Origin of the sequence: Niveispirillum sp., assembly GCF_017996735.1 — a bacterium.
GTDB lineage: Bacteria > Pseudomonadota > Alphaproteobacteria > Azospirillales > Azospirillaceae > Niveispirillum.
This window is the reverse complement of the sequence record NZ_JAGOGJ010000002.1, coordinates 63,259-83,796: the sequence shown is the minus strand read 5'-3', so window position 1 is coordinate 83,796 and position 20,538 is coordinate 63,259. Positions and strand designations below refer to the sequence as shown.

Annotated in this window: 14 protein-coding genes; 4 read left to right on the top strand and 10 right to left on the bottom strand. The window is 64.1% G+C overall.

The window, feature by feature from the left end:
- Positions 1 to 7: 7 nt before the first annotated feature.
- The 3 genes from KBA48_RS01305 to KBA48_RS01295 form a co-directional block, all read right to left on the bottom strand.
- Positions 8 to 1,819, bottom strand: a complete 1,812-nt coding sequence (locus KBA48_RS01305) for an alpha-amylase family glycosyl hydrolase (RefSeq protein ID WP_292902990.1) — start codon at positions 1,817 to 1,819, stop codon at positions 8 to 10.
- A gap of 283 nt (positions 1,820 to 2,102) precedes the next feature.
- Positions 2,103 to 3,608 carry a tryptophan halogenase family protein gene (locus KBA48_RS01300; RefSeq protein WP_292902988.1) on the bottom strand — a complete coding sequence of 502 codons (1,506 nt, stop codon included), beginning with the start codon at positions 3,606 to 3,608 and terminating at the stop codon, positions 2,103 to 2,105.
- Positions 3,609 to 3,724: 116 nt separating this feature from the next.
- Positions 3,725 to 6,568, bottom strand: coding sequence for a TonB-dependent receptor (locus KBA48_RS01295; RefSeq protein ID WP_292902986.1), 2,844 nt, complete (start codon positions 6,566 to 6,568; stop codon positions 3,725 to 3,727).
- Between the two features lie 611 nt (positions 6,569 to 7,179).
- Between KBA48_RS01295 and KBA48_RS01290 the strand changes: the two genes are divergently transcribed.
- Positions 7,180 to 8,577, top strand: a complete 1,398-nt coding sequence (locus KBA48_RS01290; RefSeq protein ID WP_292902984.1) for an META domain-containing protein — start codon at positions 7,180 to 7,182, stop codon at positions 8,575 to 8,577.
- 71 nt (positions 8,578 to 8,648) lie between these two features.
- On the opposite strand, the gene KBA48_RS01285 is transcribed toward KBA48_RS01290, so the two are convergent.
- The 4 genes from KBA48_RS01285 to rocD form a co-directional block, all read right to left on the bottom strand.
- On the bottom strand, positions 8,649 to 9,332 hold the full coding sequence (locus KBA48_RS01285) for a TorF family putative porin (protein ID WP_292902982.1): 684 nt from the start codon (positions 9,330 to 9,332) through the stop codon (positions 8,649 to 8,651).
- A gap of 250 nt (positions 9,333 to 9,582) precedes the next feature.
- Positions 9,583 to 10,071, bottom strand: a complete 489-nt coding sequence (locus tag KBA48_RS01280) for an Lrp/AsnC family transcriptional regulator (RefSeq protein ID WP_292902980.1) — start codon at positions 10,069 to 10,071, stop codon at positions 9,583 to 9,585.
- 168 nt (positions 10,072 to 10,239) lie between these two features.
- Positions 10,240 to 11,154: an arginase gene (locus KBA48_RS01275; RefSeq protein WP_292902978.1), complete on the bottom strand. Its 915-nt coding sequence runs from the start codon at positions 11,152 to 11,154 to the stop codon at positions 10,240 to 10,242.
- Positions 11,155 to 11,180: 26 nt separating this feature from the next.
- A complete protein-coding gene (gene rocD, locus KBA48_RS01270; RefSeq protein WP_292902976.1) occupies positions 11,181 to 12,407 on the bottom strand; it encodes an ornithine--oxo-acid transaminase in 1,227 nt (408 codons plus the stop codon).
- Between the two features lie 357 nt (positions 12,408 to 12,764).
- Here rocD and KBA48_RS01265 point away from each other — a divergent pair, with 357 nt between their 5' ends.
- Together KBA48_RS01265 and KBA48_RS01260 are read left to right on the top strand one after the other, a co-directional pair.
- On the top strand, positions 12,765 to 13,715 hold the full coding sequence (locus tag KBA48_RS01265) for an AAA family ATPase (RefSeq protein WP_292902974.1): 951 nt from the start codon (positions 12,765 to 12,767) through the stop codon (positions 13,713 to 13,715).
- On the top strand, positions 13,708 to 14,646 hold the full coding sequence (locus tag KBA48_RS01260; RefSeq protein WP_292902972.1) for a ParB/RepB/Spo0J family partition protein: 939 nt from the start codon (positions 13,708 to 13,710) through the stop codon (positions 14,644 to 14,646). Before KBA48_RS01265 ends, KBA48_RS01260 begins: the two co-directional genes overlap by 8 nt.
- A 59-nt stretch (positions 14,647 to 14,705) precedes the next feature.
- Here KBA48_RS01260 and KBA48_RS01255 read toward each other — a convergent pair whose 3' ends face one another.
- Both KBA48_RS01255 and KBA48_RS01250 read right to left on the bottom strand, forming a co-directional pair.
- Positions 14,706 to 16,013 (bottom strand): replication initiation protein, encoded by a 1,308-nt coding sequence (locus KBA48_RS01255; protein ID WP_292902971.1) that lies wholly within the window; start codon positions 16,011 to 16,013, stop codon positions 14,706 to 14,708.
- A gap of 729 nt (positions 16,014 to 16,742) precedes the next feature.
- Positions 16,743 to 18,368, bottom strand: a complete 1,626-nt coding sequence (locus tag KBA48_RS01250; protein WP_292902969.1) for a diguanylate cyclase — start codon at positions 18,366 to 18,368, stop codon at positions 16,743 to 16,745.
- Between the two features lie 112 nt (positions 18,369 to 18,480).
- Between KBA48_RS01250 and KBA48_RS01245 the strand changes: the two genes are divergently transcribed.
- Positions 18,481 to 18,888 (top strand): response regulator, encoded by a 408-nt coding sequence (locus KBA48_RS01245; RefSeq protein WP_292902967.1) that lies wholly within the window; start codon positions 18,481 to 18,483, stop codon positions 18,886 to 18,888.
- A gap of 42 nt (positions 18,889 to 18,930) precedes the next feature.
- On the opposite strand, the gene KBA48_RS01240 is transcribed toward KBA48_RS01245, so the two are convergent.
- Positions 18,931 to 20,529 (bottom strand): carboxylesterase/lipase family protein, encoded by a 1,599-nt coding sequence (locus KBA48_RS01240; protein WP_292902965.1) that lies wholly within the window; start codon positions 20,527 to 20,529, stop codon positions 18,931 to 18,933.
- Between the last annotated feature and the right edge of the window lie 9 nt (positions 20,530 to 20,538).

Sequence of the window (20,538 nt, the reverse complement as noted above, 5' to 3'; positions counted from 1 at the left end):
GGAGGCGTCAGGACCGCCGGCACACCACATAATCCAGTGCCGGGACGGTGACGCTGTAGGCACTGCCCTGCCCTGCCCCGCAGGCACCGCGCAGGGCGGTCCAGGCCGTGCCGGGGCCTTCTGTATCGACGGTGATGGAGCGGGGTTTGGTGTCAGTGTTGGCAACGATCAGGAACTGTTCGCCGCGCGTGTCGTCGATGCGGGAAAAGGCCAGCAGGCCCGGCCCCTTGCGTTCGAAGTAACGCATCAATGTACGGCCCTGGCGCAGGCCGGGATGGGCCTGACGGATCGCCGCCATCTCGGCGAAGGCACGATACAGGGCGTGGGCCGGCTGATAGGCGTCGCCGGCGCGGGGGCCGACAGTGCCCAACCGTTCCTCCGTGTTGAACTGCCTGGACGCGCTGGCGAACAGGGGCTGACGCGAGGCCTTGTCATCGGCCAGCCCCACGAACCCCTGTTCATCGCCGTAATAGAGCACGGGCACGCCGCGCGCGAAGAACATGATGGCATGGCCCAGCGCGACGCGGGCCTGCAGCTCGTCCGCCTTCATCTTCGGGTTGGCCCTGCGGATCTTGAAGGCCAGGCGGCCCTGGTCATGGTTGGAGATGAAGGTGGCCAACTGCCGCGCGGTGTCGTCACCGCCGGGATAGAGCCGGTCGGCGCGGAACAGGCCGTCCCACTGATCCAGGTCCGCGCCCTTGCCCAGTGTGTCCAGCGTAGCAGCGGCCAGCCCGAAATCCAGCACCGACGGCAGCCCCAGAATATCGGTATAGGCGGCCAGATCGGCGGGCTTGTCGTTCGCCACCTCCCCGAAAATGATGAAATGGGGGATGCCCTGCGCCTTGGCGAAGGAGGTGATCTCTGGCACGAAACGGTGCCAGAATTCCGGGTTCACATGTTTGGCGGTGTCGAGGCGATAGCCGTCGATGCCATATTCCCGGATCCAGTGCTTGTAGATATCGATCATCCCGTCCACCACGACGGGCTGTTCGGTGTAAAGATCGTCCAGGCGGGAGAAGTCGCCGAAGGTGCTGTCCTCCCCGCTGAAATGACTGTCACCGCGATTATGGTAATGGCGCGGATCATTCATCCAGGCGGGGTTCTTCACGGTTGTTTCCGCTGCCGGCACATAGGGCGTGTAGGCATAGGTAATGTCGGTCAGCGCCTGATAGTTGGGCACGGTCTGGAAGGCCGGGCCGTCACCCTTGAATCCCGGATTGATGGCGGCGCCGTCCGACGCGCGGCGGGCGGTGGGATAATCGCCCTTGGACCGATAGGCACAGGGCTTGGACATGCTGGTGCCGTCGCATTCCCGGTACTGGATCACGTCGCCCGTATGGTTCACCACGATATCCATGATGACCTTGATATTGCGGGCATGGGCGGCCTGGACAAAGGCCTTGAAGGCCGCGTTGCCTCCCAGATGCGGATCGACATTCAGGAAATCCAGGCCCCAGTACCCGTGATAGCCTGCCGACAGGCCGCCATCATATTTGTGTACCACCTTGTTCACGACGGGCGGCGTGACCCAGATGGCCGTGACGCCCAGCCCCTGGATATAGTCCAGCTTCTGCGCCAGCCCCTGGAAATCCCCGCCATGGAACATGCCGATATCGGTGGGATCGAAACCCGTCTGCTCCGGCCCGCCGGAAAGCCCGCCCTTGTCGTTGGACGCATCGCCATTGGCCATGCGGTCGGTGACGACAAAATAGACCACATCATCGGTAAAAGGCCGCTCGCGATAAGGTGCAGGGCCGTCGGCCAGCGCGGGGGCGGCCAGGGCCAGCAGGGTGGCGGCGGTCGTCAGCAGGCGGGTCATGGCGGGTCCTTGTCAGTGGGGGTGGTTGGGGGCGTTGTTCCCTCACCCTCCCACCGTCGTGGGCGAGGGCCGGGAAACGTTGCCCCTCGCCCGCTTGCGGGAGAGGGAGGGGCCCGTTGGCGTCAGCCAATGGGAGGGTGAGGGAGCGACGGGAACTCTATCTCCCCCCGGAAAAGTCCGGCCGGCGGGGCGCCCCGCCGGCCGCAGTTTCCCTTGAGGGAGCAAGAACCCGGTCAACGCGACCGGGCCGGCCCGGCGGATGGGAACCGCCGGGTTTTGGGGGTCAGGAGGGGCGGGCGGCACAGTGGCGGGCGATAAAATCGGCATGGGTCGGCAGGACTGCCATTTCATGCCGGATCATGCCCTTCACCTCGTCCAGGAACTCCCTCAACTCCGTTTCGCTCAACTGATCGGCCAGCGGATGCCAGCTCCGTGGGATCACGCCCTGGCCCAGAAACACCTGGATCCAGCTTACATCCAGGAACAGCTCGTCATAGACGCGGGAGACGCGGCCATGGGAGGCGAAATAGCGCATGCGCCGCGCCAGTTCGTCCGGAACCTCCATGGACCGGCAATCGCGCCAGAACGGGCTGTCGTCACGTTCGGTGGCCTTGTAATGCAGGATGATGAAGTCGCGGATGCGTTCATACTCGACGCGCGCCTTCTCATTAAAATCATCCACTTCCACGGCGTCGATCCCGTCATTTGGCAGGGCCATCAGGATGCGGGTGATGGCAGACTGCACCAGATGGATGGAGGTGCTTTCCAGCGGTTCCAGGAAGCCGCTGGACAGGCCCACGGCGATGACGTTGCGGTTCCACATCTTCCTGCGACGCCCGGCCGTAAAGCGCAGCAGACGGGGGTCGGCCTGGGGCTGCCCATCCAGATTGGCCATCAGGATGTCGCGGGCCTGTTCCTCCCCCATGTAGCGGCTGGCGAAGACATGGCCGTTGCCGATGCGGTGCTGCAACGGGATGCGCCATTGCCAGCCGGCACCATGGGCCGTGGAACGGGTATAGGGCGTGAATTCGCCGCCATTGGCGCAGGGCACGGCCCAGGCCCGGTCGCAGGGCAGCCAGTGTGACCAGTCCTCGAACCCCGTGCCCAGCGCCTGTTCGATCAGCAGGCCCCGGAAGCCCGAGCAATCGATGAACAGGTCGCCCTCGATCTTCGTCCCGTTCTCCATCTCCACGGCCTCTACATGGCCGTTGAAGGCGTTCAGCAGGGTGCGGCGGATCTTGCCTTCGGTACGCACGACCCCGCGTTCGGTGGCGAAGCGGCGCAGGAAGGCGGCATAGAGGCCTGCATCGAAATGGAAGGCATGGGTCAGCGGTTCCAGCGGCGTGCGCCGCTGCGGCCCCGGCCTTCCATAGCGCAGGGCGCGGGCGGCCACGGTATTGTAGACATACTGTTCCCAGTCGCCATCCAGCCCCAGCGCGTTGGCCCGGCGCCAGACATGGTGGAATTGGGTCATGCCCAGCGGACGGCCCAAGGCACCGAAAGCATGCATGTAGCGGTGGCCCGGCCGGTACCAGTCCTTGAATTCGATGCCCAGCTTGATGGTGCCGTTGGTGGCCCGCAGGAATTCATCCTCGTCGATGCCCAGCACGCGGTTGAAGGTGGCGATCGGCGGAATTGTCGCCTCACCCACCCCGACGGTGCCGATCTCCTCCGATTCCACCAGATGCAGCTTATGCGTCTTGCCGGCCACACGGGCCAGGGCCGCCGCCGACATCCAGCCGGCGGTGCCACCGCCCACGATCACGATGCTGCGGATGGGTTTGTGCATGGCGTTCCCCGATTGGTTTGGGGAGAAAGGATAGCGCAGGCACGAGTTATATGTGCCGCCCCAGGAAAGAAAAACCCCCGCCGGCAGCAAACCGGCGGGGGCAGAGGGAGGCAGGATCAGAACTTGTAGGAAACGCCCAGCAGATAACGGCTGCCGTAATCCTCGTAACGCTCCACCAGACGCGTGTCGCCACGGCCATAGGCGATGAAGGGCTCGTTGGACAGGTTGTAGCCCTGGAGCATGACCGTCAGGCCCTGGAGCTGCGACCCTTCCTGGAACTCATACGACACCTGGGCGTCGTAGATGGTCTCGCCCTTGCCCATGCGCAGGGCACGGCCCTGGCCGAAGCCAGTGACCTCCGCCAGGAACTTGGAGCGGTAATTGGCCGAGATACGGGCCTGGAAGCCGTTCTTGTCGTAATAGAGCGTACCGGCGGCCGTGTACTTGGAGAAGCCGGGGATCGGCTGAGCCGGATCGCCGGGGTTCGGCTGGATGGTGGTCTTGGTGTAGCCGACATTGCCGGTCATGCCGAACCCGTCCAGCGCCTCGCTGAGCAGATCGAATGGCAGCGCCAGGGCAAATTCGGCACCATAGATGTCGCCGCCATTGCCGTTGGCCTGACGCTCGGAATAACCCTGCCACAAGGTGGGCTGCGGACCGGTCACCGGGAAGCCGGTGAAGTCCATGATCTGCTTTTCCTTGTAGATATAGGTCTTCAGCCACTTGTAATAGCCGTTGATGGCCATGTAACCGGCGTCAGCGAAGTAATACTCATACGTCGCATCCAGGGCATCGGCGACCCAGGGCTTCAGCTTCGGATTACCGTTATTGTCGCCGCCGGCACTCCAGGGCGAGAATTCGATGTCCGTCTGATTGTACCGCGCGGCGTTGTAATTGTAGGTCGACAGGGCCGACAACTGGTCGGGACGGGCGCGGGCCATCTGACGCGAGCCGGACAGACGGATCTTGTGATCGTCGTTCGGCATCGTGAAGATCAGATTGACGCTGGGCAGGAAGTTGGAATATTTCGCCCCGCCCGTCTGCAGCGTGAATTTGGGGATGTTCGTCACCGGGTCCTTGGTGATGGCCGGCCCCGTGGAAGACTGGTCGGTATGGATATACTGGGCGCCGATATTGCCGGTCAGGCCGACGGAGCCGAGCTGTGCATCCAGGTCGATCTTGGCAAAGGCAGTCCACACCTTCTCGACGATGTCGTAACCGCTGTCGTTCTGGCAATTGTCGCGCGGGCACTTGACCAGCGAATAGGTGCCATTGGCCAGCAGGTCACGCGGATCGAAGGCCAGCGTGTCGCCCAACCCGATCCAGGACAGATCCGTTGGCTTCAGCAGCGAGGAGGTCGGAACGGCGATGGAACGCTGCGCCGTCGGGTTCTGCACATTGGCCGTGGTCACCACGTACCATTCCGGCTGCGTGTATTCCTTCTTGCGGTCGGTGTAGTTCACGCCGACATCAATGGCGCTGAACGCGTTGCTTTCGATCTCGCGCCGCACATCGAAACGGGCCGAGTACAGCTCGTCATTGATGCTGGGAGTGTTCAGATAGCCATTCTGGTCCAGCGGACCGATGGAACCGCCCGACCACCCGCCCGGATCGGTCAGCAGCATCAGGTTCGGGTCGGCATAGTTCAGATTGTGCGTCAACTGCCAGCCGAAATCGTCGGGCTTGGAGGTGAAGCCCACCGTGTCGGTGGCGCCCACGCCATTGCGGCCCGTGCCGAAATAGGCTTCGAAGCGCGAGGACTTACGATCGGCCGAGCTGTAGCCCAGATCGGCCGTGACCGTCCATTCGTCCTTGTTGTACTGGCCGTTCCAGCCGGCGGAGTACAGGTCGGCCTTGGTGGTGCGGATATCCGAACGGCCCACACCCTTCACGCCAGAGAAGCTGCCGGCCGTGACCAGTGCGTCTTCCACCTTCACGCTGGCCGGCGACAATTGCGCGCCCGACCACCAGAGCGGCAGTTCCACGCCGCGCTGATACTGCACATCGTCGAACTTCGAGTAATAGAAGTCGGTCGTGCTGGTGAAATTGTCGCTGGGCTGCCACTGCCAGGTGGCGACAACGCCCGTGCGCTTCAGGGTCTGGGAGTTCGAACGGAACTCACCACCGCCGATGATGTAGGGGGCCGTATCGCTCAGCGGCTGGCTGTCATTGATGCGCGGATAATTGCCATCGCCCCAGAAGCGGGCCGACTTGATCTGCGTCGGCTGCATCAGGTGCGAAACGCCGATGGAGATGCCCATCGTATCGTTGGCGAAATGATCGACATAGGTGCCGGAGAAGCGATAGCCATATTCGTCGCTGTCGCTGTTCAGCTTGCCGTTGGTCACATATTCGGTACGGGCCGAAACCGACAGCACCCGCTCCTTGTAATCCAGCGGACGGATGGTCTTCAGGTCGACGGTACCGGCCAGGCCCTGGCCGATGACGTTGGACTGGGACGTCTTGTAGACGGCGACGCCGCTGGAGATTTCGGCCGGATACTGGTCGAATTCCACGGAGCGGTTGTTGCCCGTCGTCACCTGCTCGCGCCCGTTCAGCAGCGTGGTGGTGAAGTCGGGGCCAAGGCCGCGCAGGCTGATCGACTGGGCGCGGCCGTCGATACGCTGGGCCGCGATGCCGGGCAGACGGGCGATCGATTCCGCGATGGAGTTATCGGGCAGCTTGCCGATATCTTCCGCGGTGATCACTTCCACGACCTGCGTGGCGTTCTTTTTCTGCTCCAGCGACGCCTGGATCGACTGGCGGAAGCCGGAGACGATGATCTCTTCCAGCATGCCATCGCCACCGGCGGGGGCGGCGGCCGGGGCGGCCTGCGCCACCTGGGTCTCGCCACGCTGGGTCACGATGCTGTCATCGGCGGCGAACGCGGCGGCCGGCAGCATGGCGGCGCTGGCAACCGTCGCCAGCAACGCGAAACGCATTGGATGAACCTTGGACATTCCTCTCACTCCCCATCGACTAGCGTCACCGACGCCATTGTTTTTTGTTGACCCCGTTCGGGGCGCAGTTTCAAACCGCGAGCGAATTCCGTCCGGATCAGCCCAGCATTTCCCATTGCCCGCCGCCGGTTACGGCCACGAGCCTGCTTTTCGCTTCATCCGAACGCGCAACAACCATAACAAGCGGACGCGACGACTACCCTCACCCGCAACAGCCCTGATCTTTATTGGCCGGCCCTTGTCGCCCTTGATTATTTGGGCGGCAAATAAATGAGTGCACGATTCCTGTGCAGAACCAATGTACCCACCGGCGGCGTTTGCAACCGACCCCATTTCAGGGCCCGTTGTTCCGGCATGTTGCATTCCGAATTTAGTTACAAACCCCGAAAACAGAGAGCGCGAAAATACGTATGCAGTGGATTGCTGCGTTGCGACGCATACGTATTCAGATGCAAAAGCTTGACGGGTGGGTGATCGCGCGCACTGAACCGCCCGTTCCGGCCCCCTGCCCCGCCCGAAAAATGCGCTGCCGCTGCATTTCAAACTGGCACCGCCGACGCGGGGGCGGCATCATCGGCGCCCGGACAGGACCCCTGGGAACAAGGAACGCGATGCGCAGAACGGGTTGGGTGGCGACATGTCTGACGGCGGGGCTGGCGCTGCTGGCGGCGGCCGGACCGGGTCTGGCCATCGCCCCGCAGCCGCAGGGCAGCAATGGAGCCGCCAATGGCTCGACCGCCCGCGCCCTTGTCACCATCATCGGTGAATTGAGCTATCGCGAGCGCATGGCCCTGCCGCCGGGCGCCACCCTGCTGGTTACCCTGGCCGAACAGGCGGGCGGCGGCGACCCGGCCGGCCCGGCGCTGGCCCGGCAGAGCATCGATCTGGCCGGACAGCAGGTGCCCCTGAATTTCCGCCTGACCGCCGCCAAGGCCAAGCTGAAGGCAGGGGAACGCTATGCCCTGCGCGCGCTTATCCAGGACAAGGCGGGCCAGCCGCTCTGGTCCATCCAGAGCGCGCATGTCATTGATCCCGACCAGCCCCTGCACGATCTGGGCATGCTGTGGCTGACACGCGCGGCGACCCCGGCGGCGGCAACCGAACTCCCCTCCCCCCGCCCGCCCGGCATCCCGTTTCTGTGCGGGGAGCGACAGGTGACGGTGCTGGCGGGGGAAGACAGCCTGGACCTGACCCTGGACGGGGTCACGCACCGGCTGGACCAGCGCCTGTCCGCCAGCGGCGCCCGCTATGGCGGGGCGATGGCAGACGGGCGGGATATCGAATTCTGGAACAAGGGGCGCAATGCCCGCCTGACCATCACGGGCGAGGCCGAGGCTTCCTGTGCCCAGTCGGAATTCCCCGACGATCCCCCGCCGGCCAGCCAGTATGAGGCGCGCGGACGCGCCCCCGACTGGACCCTGCGCATCGGTCCGGAGCGTCTGGACCTCGTGAGATCTGTTACAGGAACGTCCCAGATCGCGCAGGTCCCCGTGCCCGAGCGCCAATTGCTGGCCGATGGCCATCGCTATGTCGCCCGGCTGGGGACGGGGGAGTTGAGGGTGACCATCAACCCCGGCCTGTGCTTGGATAAACGCACCGGCGTGCCCTTTCCCGACCGGGTGACAGTGGAGGTGGGCAGCCAGGAATTGACCGGCTGCGGCGGGTCGGCGGCGGCTTTCCTGGCACAGGTGGATCAATGGACGGTCACCATGCTGAATGGTGATCCCGTGGCCGATGCCGGCCTGTCCATGCGCTTCACCAGCCAGGGGGAGATCAGCGGCAGCGCCGGCTGCAACCGCTTCATGGCCCGCTACCGCGCCGATGCCAACGGCCTGACCATCGCGGGGCGCAGCGGGGCCAGCACCCTGATGGCCTGCCCGCGTGAGGTAATGCTGCGCGAACAGGCCTTCCTGTCGGCCCTGCGCAGCGTACAGACGCACAGTGTCGAGGAAGACGGCACCCTAGTCCTGACGGGCCTGGACGATACGGAAATCAGGCTGCGGCGATAAGGGGGCGGCAGGCCCTCATGGATTTCGCGGGGCCAATGAGGGTGGGTGCCGCATACCCACCTCCCCTTCCCTTACGGAAAGCTGACCGACACAAAGGCCGCGACGCGCCCGCCGCATTTGCAGCCGGATTCGTTCTTCAGGCTGGTATCGGTATAGGCGATGCCGACAGTGGCCGGGGCCAGGGCGTAGGACAGTTCCAGCCCCCATTCCCAGAAGGCCGGGCCGCCCACATCCCGGCGGTCATACCATTGGTGACCGATATGGGGGGCGATGGCAAAACGCTCCGCAAACGGGATGGTGACGCCCAACCGCTGATACAGTGCGTCGCCGGCCCCGCCATCATCGGGGCTATAGACAAATTCGGCTTCCCACTGATGGGTTTCCAGGTCCAGCGCCGCCGCCAGGGCGAATTCCCACAGGTCCATGCCGGAGCCCTTGGGCGCGCCGGCATAATGGGTGCGGCTGACACCCGCCACCAGGGCCCATTTGTCCCATTCCCATTGATAGCCGCCGACCAGATTCACCTCTGCGTCGGTGCTATCGTTGAAATCGACAGTGGACGCATCGACACCCAGGAACAGGCCGCTTTCCTGGGTCCAGGTCAGCCCGCCCTGAAAGGCGGCCTTGCCGTCGGATTGGGAGATGCCCTTGTCGATATAGTCGCTGATGAGGCTTACCGAGCCTTCGATATCGGCCCAGGCCGGAGCCGCACACAGGCCCGCCACCAGCGCCAACGCTGCAAAACGTGCAACCATCCTGCCAACCTTTTTCTTTCTGAGCACCTGATAACATAGCTTTGGGCACGGATGACCCGCATAAAAGATAAGCGGTGTTCCAAGAATTTCATGCCGTTCATTGGGATATATCGGCAGGCAGTTCGTTATTGATTGTGATTATCAATAATAACACCCAGAGCCATTGTTAATGACTGCCCGTAATGCTTGCTCCCCTATGCACTTGTTGCCGGCCTACGAGGGGGATTGCCATGGCCCCTGGCATCATCCTTCACCCATCCTGATCTGCCCCGAAGAGTGGTGTCGGGGCCTGATCACGGACGGGGCGCAGGACGATGTTGGAGGTGAGGCGGCTGATGCCCAGTTCGGTATCGTCGATCCATCCCTGGGTCAGTTCCTGATAGGCATCGACATCGGGACAGATCAGCTTGGCGATGTAATCGAACTCGCCACTGACCTCGAAACATTCCACCACTTCCGGCGTGTTGGCCAGACGGCGTTCGAACAATTGCCGTCCGTGCCGCCCATGATGTTCCATGGCGATCTGGGCCAGCACCGTGATGCAGCTTTGCAGCTTGCGGATATCCAGTACGGCCCGATAGCCGGTGATCAAGCCTTCGCGTTCCAGACGGCGCACCCGTTCCAGGCAGGGCCGTGCCGAAAGGCCCACACGCTCCGAAAGGGCCTGATTGGTGATCCGGCCATCGGCCTGGAGTTCGGCCAGGATACGCAGATCGATTTGATCAAGACGGCGACGCATGATGGGTCCGGCTGGTGGCGGGGTCGCCAGCGTAACAGGAAACCGGCGTCGGGGTGGAGGGGGTTAGCCGCATCTTACACCAATCCGCCATGACCGTGACAGTTCCAGGCGGAACTCCTGTTTCCTTATTGGCCGGGCGGGCGCGTCCGCGCCCTTGTCGGATTGGCATCAGGCCACCATGGCCGCCTTCCCTTCCGTTCCCGCCATGAAGCCGGCCAGAAGATGCTCGACCAGATGGGCTGTGCGGTTGCCCTGATCCCGGGTCGCGGCATATTCGACAATGTCCAGCGACTGGACCAGACCGGACGCCCCCAGCAGGCGCAGGCTATCCACACATTCATCCAGCAGCAGGCCATCGGGCACGGGCGTGCCCACGCCGGGCGCCACCGACGGGTCCAGGGCGTCGATATCGAAGCTGACATGGACATGACCACCACCGGCGGCCTGGATCCGGTTGATCGTATGGGCGACCAAAGCCGCCAGACCGCGTTCCCGCACGGCCGGCATCTCGTGGAACTCGATCCCCGACCGACGCAGATTGTCCCGTTCGCCCGCGTCGATATCGCGGATGCCAAACTGGATCAACCGGTCCGGGCGCAGCAGTGGCGTGAAGGCCCCGACGCGCAGCAAAGCCGGGTGACCGATGCCACAGGCCAATGCCGCCGGGTAACCATGGGTGTTGCCCGACGGCGAGGTTTCCGGCGTGTTGAAATCGGGGTGGGCATCGAACCACAGCACGAAAAAATTGCGCCCCCGACGACGGGCATGTTCGGCCGCCGCCGCCACGGAACCCAGCGCCATGGCATGGTCCCCCCCCACCATCACGGGCGTGCCGCCATCGGCCAGCACACCCGCCACAGCGTTGCGCACGCCGGTACACCAGGCGGCGGTTTCGCGCACAGACCGGCTGCCGGTGTCATCGCGGGCGCCGTCATAGGTGGGACCACGGACATCGCCGCGATCCACCATGCCCATGCGGGGCACCAGACCGATGGCACGCAAGGCCGCCGGACCCTCCGCCGCGCCACAGGCCTTGTTCCCCACATCCGTGGGCACCCCGATGAAACCGTACCAGCCGCTCATGTGCGCTCCTTGCTGCCTTGTTCTTATCAACGGTTGGTGAGACGGGACAGGGTGTCGGCGAACCGATCCAGGGCCCAGTCCAGATCCACGCGGTCGATCACCAGCGGCGGGGCGAAGCGGATGGTGGTGTCGTGCGTCTCCTTGGACAACACCCCCTGTTCCATCAGCAATTCGCAGACATGCCGGGCGCTGGCCACGGCCGGGTCGATCTCCACCCCCACCCACAGGCCACGGCCACGAACCGCCGTGATGGCGGGGCTGTCGATGGCCCGCAGACGCGTCAGCATATGGGCGCCCAGCTCGGCCGAGCGCTGCACCAGCCCCTCATCGGCAATGGTATCCAGCGCCGCCAGGCCGACCGCCGCCGCCAGGGGGCTGCCGCCGAAGGTGGAGCCATGGCTGCCGGGACCGAACATGTCGATGACGTCACGCCGCGCCACAAAGGCCGATACCGGCATGACACCGCCCCCCAGCGCCTTGCCCAGGCACAGCCCGTCGGGGCGGATACCCTCATGCTGGTGTGCGAACCAATGGCCCGTGCGGCCCAGGCCCGACTGGATCTCATCCAGGATCAGCAGCACATTGTGACGGTCGCAGATGCTGCGCAGCCGTCGCAAATAACCGTCGGGTGGCACGATGATGCCGGCCTCTCCCTGGATCGGTTCCACCAGGATGGCGGCGGTGTCCGGGGTAATGGCCGCTTCCATCGCATCGGCATCGCCGAAGGACACGATGCGGAAGCCGGGCGCGAAGGGACCGAAGCCGTCGCGATAGGCCGGTTCGGAAGAGAAGCCGACAATGGTGGTGGTGCGGCCATGGAAATTGCCATCGGCCACCAGGATCTCCGCCTTGTCGGGGGTCACGCCCTTGACGCGGTAGGCCCAGCGGCGGGCCGCCTTGATCGCGGTCTCCACCGCTTCCGCCCCGGTATTCATGGGGCAGGCACCATCCAACCCGGTCAGTCGGCACAGACGCTCCAGGAACGGGCCCAGCTTGTCCGAATGGAAGGCGCGGGAAATGACGGCGACCTTCGACGCCTGTTCCGTCAGGGCCGCCAGAATGCGCGGATGCCCATGGCCGGTATTCACGGCGGAATAGGCGGCCATCATGTCCAGATAGCGTCTGCCATCGCCATCCCACATCCAGGCACCCTCGGCCCGGGTGATCACCACCGGCAGCGGCTTGTAGTTCTGCGCACACCAGCGCTTTTCGACTGCGATGGCATCGGCGTTGATGCTGGTCCGCATATCCATGGTCGTCTCCCCGTTTTCCGCGTTCCACCTTCAGCATGGCAGGCGGGAGCAGCCGAAACGGTTGAAGTTCGACCGGCAAACGACAGGAATGGGGCGGCCAATGGGGGTGGGGCAGCCGAACCTGTGTGACGTCACACAGCGCGTTGGTTGGCGTGCAATCCGGCACAATAAGATCACTGTGTGATGTCACACAGCATGCCTGTGCGCTTCATGCGCGCCCGTGAGAGGCTCGGACACATCCCGTGCGATGCGTCTCAGTGACGGAATTCACGGGCCTGTACGCCTTCGTCATTGACGCCGGCTGAGATTTGAGACAATTCTCAAAACCTCAAATACCCCCTCCCACGGACCGGTGCCATGACGCCCGATGAACTGCGCAATTTCCGTGAAAGCCGTGGCGAGAGCCAGGCCGCCTTTGCCACCTGGGTGAATGCCAAGCTGGGCCGGAAATATGACAACGCCACCATCAGTCGCTGGGAATCCGGTGCGGAACGCCTGCCCGTGCGCGTGGCGGAGTTCCTGGCCGCGGCCAGCCAGCGCACGGCCACCATCATCGCCGTCGCCAACCAGAAGGGCGGGGTGGGCAAGACCACAACAACCCTGAACCTGGGCTACGCATTGGGTGAACTGGGCAAGAAGGTGCTGATCGTCGATGCCGACCAACAGGCGACCGCGACCGAAGGGTCCGGGATCGACCCGCTGGAGGTACAGGACCGCAAGGGCGGGCTGGAGGATGTGCTGTTCGGGCAGACCGACATCCACGACGCCATCGTGAAGTGCGAAGGTTACGATCTGCTACCCTGCACCATCGCGCTGGCCGAGGCGCAGATCAAGATCCTGCTGGACCCCGATGACGGGCGCTATGTGCTGCGGGAGCGGTTGTCGGAGGTGCTGCGGGATTACGATTTCATCGTCATCGACTGCCCGCCCGAACTGGCACTGATCACCGTCACCGCCCTGATTGCCGCTGACTATCTGCTGATCCCCACCAAGGCCAGCCGCTACGATGTTCGCGGCATCCCCTTGATTTTTGACACAGTGTCGAAAATCCAGCGCCGGCAGAATCCCAGCCTGAAAGTGCTGGGCGTTCTGCCCACCATGTTCAACCGTAACTTCGCTGTGGAACAGCAGGTCTTGTCCGACCTGCAGGAAAGCCTGGGTGACAAGTCGCGCATCTTCCAGCCCGTACCGCGATCGACGGAGATCGACCAGGCCACCTATGCCGGGGCCGTGCCGTTGAAGATGCTGCCCAAGAACCACCCGATCGGGGTTTACCGCACCCTGGCGAAGGAGATCGTCAATGGTTAAGAATTGGCGCAAGCCGGCCGGCCAGCCGCCGGCGGTGGTGGCAAAATCCATCGGAGAAAGCCTGGAACGGCCGGGCGCCGATCTGATTTTCGGTACGGCGGACGGGCTGCGGGATACCGTGCTGCTGCGTCTGACGGACGTTGAGCCAAACCCCAACCAACCGCGCCGCCATTTTGACGAGGAGGAGCTGCAGGCCCTGTCCTTCTCCCTGCGCGAGGTGGGTCAGCTATCGCCCATTCTGGTGCAGGCCCATCCGACCGAGCCGAAGCGGTTCATGCTGGTGGCCGGCGAGCGGCGCTGGCGGGCCGCCGGCATGGCTGGCCTGACCAAGATCATGGCCCATATCCTGCCCACCGATGCCAATACCGATCAGATCGCCCTGATCGAGAATTTGCAGCGCGTGGACCTGTCGCCCGTGGAAGAGGCCGAGGGCATCCGCCGTCTTATCGAAACCCACGATTATAATCAGGAAGCCGTGGGCGACCTGCTGGGCCGGTCGCGGACGGAGGTGAATACAACCCTGACGCTGTTGAAACTGCACCCGACCATCCGCAATGAATGTGTGACGTCACACAATGACGTGCCCAAGGCCGTCCTGCTGGAACTGGCGCGCATGGAGGAGGTTGACCAATTGAGCCTATGGCTCAAGGTCAAGAAGGGGGAGCTGACCGCGCGGGAGGCACGCGAATATCGCGCCCGATTGCAGCGTCCCGCAATGGACGCCAAGGGCGTTCCCCCCGTGAAGCCTGTCACAGCAAGAAAGTTCATCGCCAGCCTCGGCAAGCTGGAAGAGAGCCTTTCCGTCGGCCTTGATGCGGTTGCGGAGAAGGGAACAGCCAAATTGAAGCCCGAAGAACGGGCGCGCCTCATCGCCCTGCGCGAGACATTGAGCCAGATGACCGGTCGGCTGGACGGGATTTTGGAAGCGTGAGATTTGGCACAGAGTGGGGCTGAGAGGCCCCATTCCCGCCGGTTGGCGGGGTCAGGCGGTCAGGCCCGCAGTGCCTTCACCACATCGTCGGCGACCAGCGAAATCCAGCGGACGATATTTTCCGGCGCCGTCGCGGCCCGCATCTCAGCCGCGCCGGCCGCCTGCGCCCGCCGGAACCATTTGGCCCGCACGGCATAGGGTTCACCCGTCAGGAACTGCAGCGCCCGTTGGGCCGTCTGGGTGAGGGCAGGGGGCTCCGCCCCCTCCGGCGTCAGCCTTACGGGTGCGGACGCCGCAGGGTGCAGCTTTTCCAGCCAAGCCCGGAAGGCCGCCGATGGGTTTCGGCAAGGCTCCTTCTGGCGCATCGCCCATTCAGCCCAGCTAAAGATGGCGGCCTGCATATCCATGTCGGGATACTGCGCCACCAGTTCCTCGATCACGGCCAGTGACACACGCTGAATCAGCCCCAGAGTGCCGGCGGGCCCACGTTCGCGGTCGGTGCGGCCATCCTCCAGATCGGGCGTATCCCGATCGCGGCCCGTCGCGGCCGAGGCCCCCCGTCCAACCGGCGCCTTGGCGAATTCAGTGATGCGGGCCGTGGCAACCAGTTCGCTGTTCGACTTCTTCTTCACATCGAACAGCAGCTTTTCCACCTTGCGTCCGCGCCCGTTGGACCGGAGTTCCTGATAGGCGATGACAAGGCCGGACAGTTCGTTGATCTCCCCCACGGCGGGATCAAGCACCCGGCGCTGGAAATGCGCATAGTTCGGCATCTTGTCCGAACAGCCCAGGCTTTCCCGCAGATCATCCAGCGCCACTTCCCACCGGGGTTCCCGCAGGTTGGCCCGCAGGCTCAGCAATTCATACAGCGCCAGGGAGTATTTGGAGGAAAATTGCGCACAGATGGCCAGATGGATGCGCGCCCAGGCCCCCGGTTTAGCCAACAGCGGCCGCAGCTTCGGCGGAAACTCCCATTCGGCATAGCCGGAGCCGCGCGGCAGCGCCCGGAACGACAGAAGCGGCGAACCGCCCTCCTTCAATTGCTGGTCCGCCTCGCTCCAATAAGGGAAACGCACCAGGGTCTGCATCAGCCGGTCAAAGGATTGTCGCAGACGGACATTGTTGCTTTCGGTATCATCGCCAATGGCACGCCGCAAATCCGCCGTGGAGGCCCGGAAGGGGGGGAGCGGCGCGTCGGGATCGGCCAGCTTGTCCCAGCTATAGGCCAGCAAGACGTTGAAAAGTTTGCGATCGGCAAGGGTCAGGCCGTTTCCGGTCTCCATCACCTCAATCTGGGTGCGCGGCTTGGGCAGGGTCGGGTCGGTCGAAAGGTCCAGGACATTGCCCGTGATGCGCGGCCGGATCATGTCCGGTTTAACCGCGTTCGCCTGCGCCGCCATCAATCCCCCCGCTGGCCCTGTTTCAGTGCCAAAGTGCCTGCAACCCATGTCACTGTGACACAGCATCACCAGGGGGGCACACAGATCAAGCGGGAATCACCCGACCCGTGCAAGATGGCATAGAGACGGGCGCAAACACCGATTCCCATCCGTGCATTTTGGCACATTGACAGGGGTTGAGGGTGGAGGCAACCGTCCTTTCCGGCTCAACAAGGCTTCAAGGCACAGAATCGGCCAGGACTCGGAACCGTGACATCCGGCACAGTATCAAACGGCACCCGTGATATCCGGCACATGGAACCATACACCCGCCCGGCAGCGGGGGCGGGATGGGGGTGGATGCCGTGAGATATGGCACAGAGTGACCCGCAACACCCTATAATGACTTGATTATCAAAGAAACTTGAGAACGTATCCGTGCATTCCGGCACAGGATCGGACAGGATGCGTGAGATTTGGCGCATGGACCCGGCCATCTTGGCACAAGAAGCCGGGCCAACCGGCACAAGGACTCGCATAAACTGGCACAGAAAGCCGTACACCATGGCACAGAGACGCGGGTCAATAGCTTGTTATCACTAAGGAAAATGGGGGATGAACATAGAATCCTGAAAGGATGGAATCTAACGAACAGAGAGGTTGAGGGTAATTTGAGGCAATGATGGAAAAACCAGGACAAGGCCGCTATAGACAGCCTTAGCCCTGCTTTGACAGCGATCCCGCCAGATGCACCCGATCACGGCCGGCACGTTTGGCATAATAAAGCGCTGCGTCAGCGGCAAGATTGAGGGCGGCAACATCACCGACTTCCGGCAGGCCAGCGATGCCAGCGCTGAAACTGACATGGAACAGGCCGTCATTGGCTCCACGGAAGCTGACGGCGTTAAAATCCTTGCGCAAGGCATCCAGGATCACAAGGGCTTCGCCCGGGTCCGTGCGCGGCAGGATGACGGCAAACTCCTCCCCACCATAACGGCCGACAATATCGCTGCGCCGCAGCCGTTGGCGCAGGAGGCGGGACAGCGAACGAAGCACACGGTCACCGGCCGCGTGCCCGTGATCGTCATTCACCCGCTTGAACCGGTCCAGATCGATCATGACAAAGGACAGGGACGTGCCGTCACGGCGGGCGCGGGCGACCTCCGTCGCCAGATGTTCCTGAACCATGGCATGGTTCAGGGCGCCGGTCAGGCTGTCGCGCGCCATCATGGCCTGTAGTTGCCGGGCACGCCGCACCCGCGCCCGCACCTGCGTGACCAACTGGGTCGGGCTGACCGGCTTCAGCAACAGGTCCTCCGCCCCCAATTCCAGGATGAGGTTCTTGTCGCCAAGACCGTGGTCGGCGGTCAGGAACAGGATGGGCAGGGAGAGCATCCCTTCCTGCTGACGCAGCACCGCGGCCAGTTCCAGCCCCGTGCAGCCTGGCATCATCTGGTCCAGCACCACCAGATCCGGCAGGAAACGGCGGATATGGCCGATAGCATAGGCCGGCTCCTCCAGCACCTCCACCTCCATCCCAGCGGTACCCAGCGCCCTGGCGCATTCCGCCGCCACCAGCGGATCATCGTCGATCAGCAACACGCGGTATGGGCGCACGGTTTCCCGCCCGATCACCTGATCCAGCCGCTCGGCAAGCGTGGCGGGGTCCACGGGCTTGGTCAAATAGCCGGACCCGCCGGCGCGCACCGCATCCAGCCGTGCCTGGAAATCGTCCCTGCCCGACAGGAAGATGGCGGGGGGCAGCGGCCGGCCATCTTCCGTCAGGGCGGCCAGAACCGTGCTGCCGGCATCCTGATCGTCGCCGCAAATGACATCGATCACCATGGCCGCCGGATGCGCGCCGCGCACGGCGGCGGCGAAACCGACGGGATGGGCGAAGGGTTGCAGCCGATAACCATAGGGCCGCATCTGCGCGACAAGCTCATCAGCCTGTTCGCCGTCATCCTCCAGCAGATAGACCGACACCTCCTCAGCCCGGGATATTGTTTCCTCGTATTCGCTGAAGGGCAGGGGAATGGCAATCGCAAGTTCACCCGCGCGCAGGACGGCAGCCAAAGCCGTGTCCAGCGTGTCATTCGTGCCCGCCGTGCTGGTCCGCTGGTCGCGCAGAGACTGTTCCAGGTCCCGGGCAGCACAGGCCAATTGTGAATAACCAAAGGTGCTGGCCGATCCGACAAGACCATGGGCCAGACGCAGCATCTCGTCCGCATCCTGTGCCGATTGGGCAAGGATGGCCAATCTTTCGGGCAGGAGCAGCAGATATTGTTCACGGATTTCGCGGTGCCGTGCGGCAACGGAAACGGCGGGGTGCTGGTCGGTCATCCACGGAACCGGATATTTGGGGCGAATTGCATTTGCATTCTATGCTGTCTGCAACGACTCTGTCGAGGCGGTGAACCTGCCAGAATGGTTAGGTCGGCAAACCAGGAAAAGGATGATGGAGGGGCTTAGCCGCGTCCTTTACGTCGATGACGATGCCGACCTGCGGGCCCTGGCGGAACTGGCCTTGGGCGCGGTCGGTGGCCTTCAGGTTGCCCTTTGCGCCGATGGGGAAATGGCCGTGGAAACAGCCCGCCGGACGGGCGCGCAGCTTGTGTTGCTGGATGTGCTGATGCCCGGTATGGACGGTCCCGCGGCATTATCGGCCCTGCGCGCCGATCCGGATACGCGGGCCCTGCCCGTCCTTTTCGTGACGGCCCTGGACGGGGCCGACGACAGGGCCGCTCTGCTGGCGCTGGGGGCTGCCGGCATCATCCCCAAACCGCTGAACCTGATGGCCATGGCACAGCAGGTACGCGCGGCCTGGGCGATGCTCCGGCATGTTTCATACCAGTGCCGATAAGTTCCGACCCATCTTAACTTATCGGCTTCGGCGGCCCGGAGGTCACGTCCCGAACTGGATGAATGGCACCCGCGCGAACAGGCGGCGTTCGGCCCCGCGTGGATCATCCTCCACCCGGCATTCCGTGTTCAGCACCATGGTCCGCCGCGGTGTCAGTTCATAGGGGTCCCATTCCGGCAGGCCGGGATGGTTGGGGGTGCCGGTGCGGGCCAGGGCGATGAAGGCATCGGCCAGGCGGCCGGCCATCCGGCGGGCTTCCGCCCCGTCGCCCGTGGGGCTGCCCGCCATTTCGGCATTGTCGAAGGCCAGCGGGATATCCAGCATATGGTGCGCGCCCCATTTGCCGCCGTCGCGCGGCGACCGGAAATCCAACTGATAGGCCCAGGTGGGGGCGGAACCTGCCGGCTGTCTGGCGCGGGCTTCCAGTTCCTCCACCGCCCCGCGCCAGGACCGGCCCGCCGTGGTGGCGGCAAAGAACACGTCGCTGGCGCTGTAATGGGGGTAGAGGCGGCGATATTCGGCGATCACCACCTCCGGTGCGATATCCACCCGCATGGCGGGGAACAGCTTCTCGGGCAGCGTCTCCCAGGTCAGGGCGAAGGTGCCGGGATCGCCGCCGCCGATCAGGTTGCGCGTCTCGTCATGCGTATTGCCGATGATCATCGGGATATCGGCCGACAGGGCAGGGGCATCGGGGAAAAAGGGATGGCGCGGCAGGTTGATTGTATCCAGCACCGGGCCGGCATAGACCCCGCCCGATCCCGCAATGGGGTCGATGGCCTTCAACCCTGCCTTCAGCCGGTCCACGGGCAGCGACAGCAGCCCCTGCGCCCCTGCGCGGTCGAGGGACAGGTCCAACTGTTTCAGCACCGCCACGGCCCGCGCGGTGGCATTGCGGGGGCCGCCGGCCGTCACCTGCTGCCCGCTCATGGTCGCCACCTTGTGGAACAGGCCGCGCGCGGCGGGCATGGCCATCAGGGTGGCGATCTTGGCCCCGCCGCCCGACTGCCCGAACAACATGACATTGCCGGGATCGCCGCCGAACGCCGCGATATTGTCGCGCACCCAGCGCAGCGCCAGGATCAGGTCCAGTTGGCCTGCATTGCCGCTGTCGGCGAACCGTTCATCCTCCATCCCCGCCAGCCGGGCCAGATAGAGATAACCGAACAGGTTCAGACGGTGGTTCACCGTCACCACCACCACATCCCCGCGCAATGCCAGCCGCGTGCCGTCATAAAGCGGGTCGGACCCGGAGCCGTTGGCATAGGCGCCGCCATGGATATAGACCATGACCGGTCGCCTGACCCCGTCGTTCAATCCCCGGGTCCAGACATTCAGGAACAGGCAATCTTCCGACTGGTCCGCCTCGTTCGATCCCTGCGGGCTGGCATGACCATACTCGGCGGCCTCCACCACCCCTTTCCAGGGGGCTGGCGGCAGCGGGGCCTGGAAACGGCGGCCAGCCGTATCGGCGCCATAGCGCACGCCCTTGAAGACATGGACACCATTGATGGTGCGGCCCCGCACCTTGCCGGCCCCGGTCTTCACCACCGGCCCCTTCACCGTTGCCGCCTGCGCGCCCGTGGCCAGCACCAGCCCCGACGCCGCTGTCAGCAGCAGCGACCGCCGCGTTACATCCATCGCCCGCAT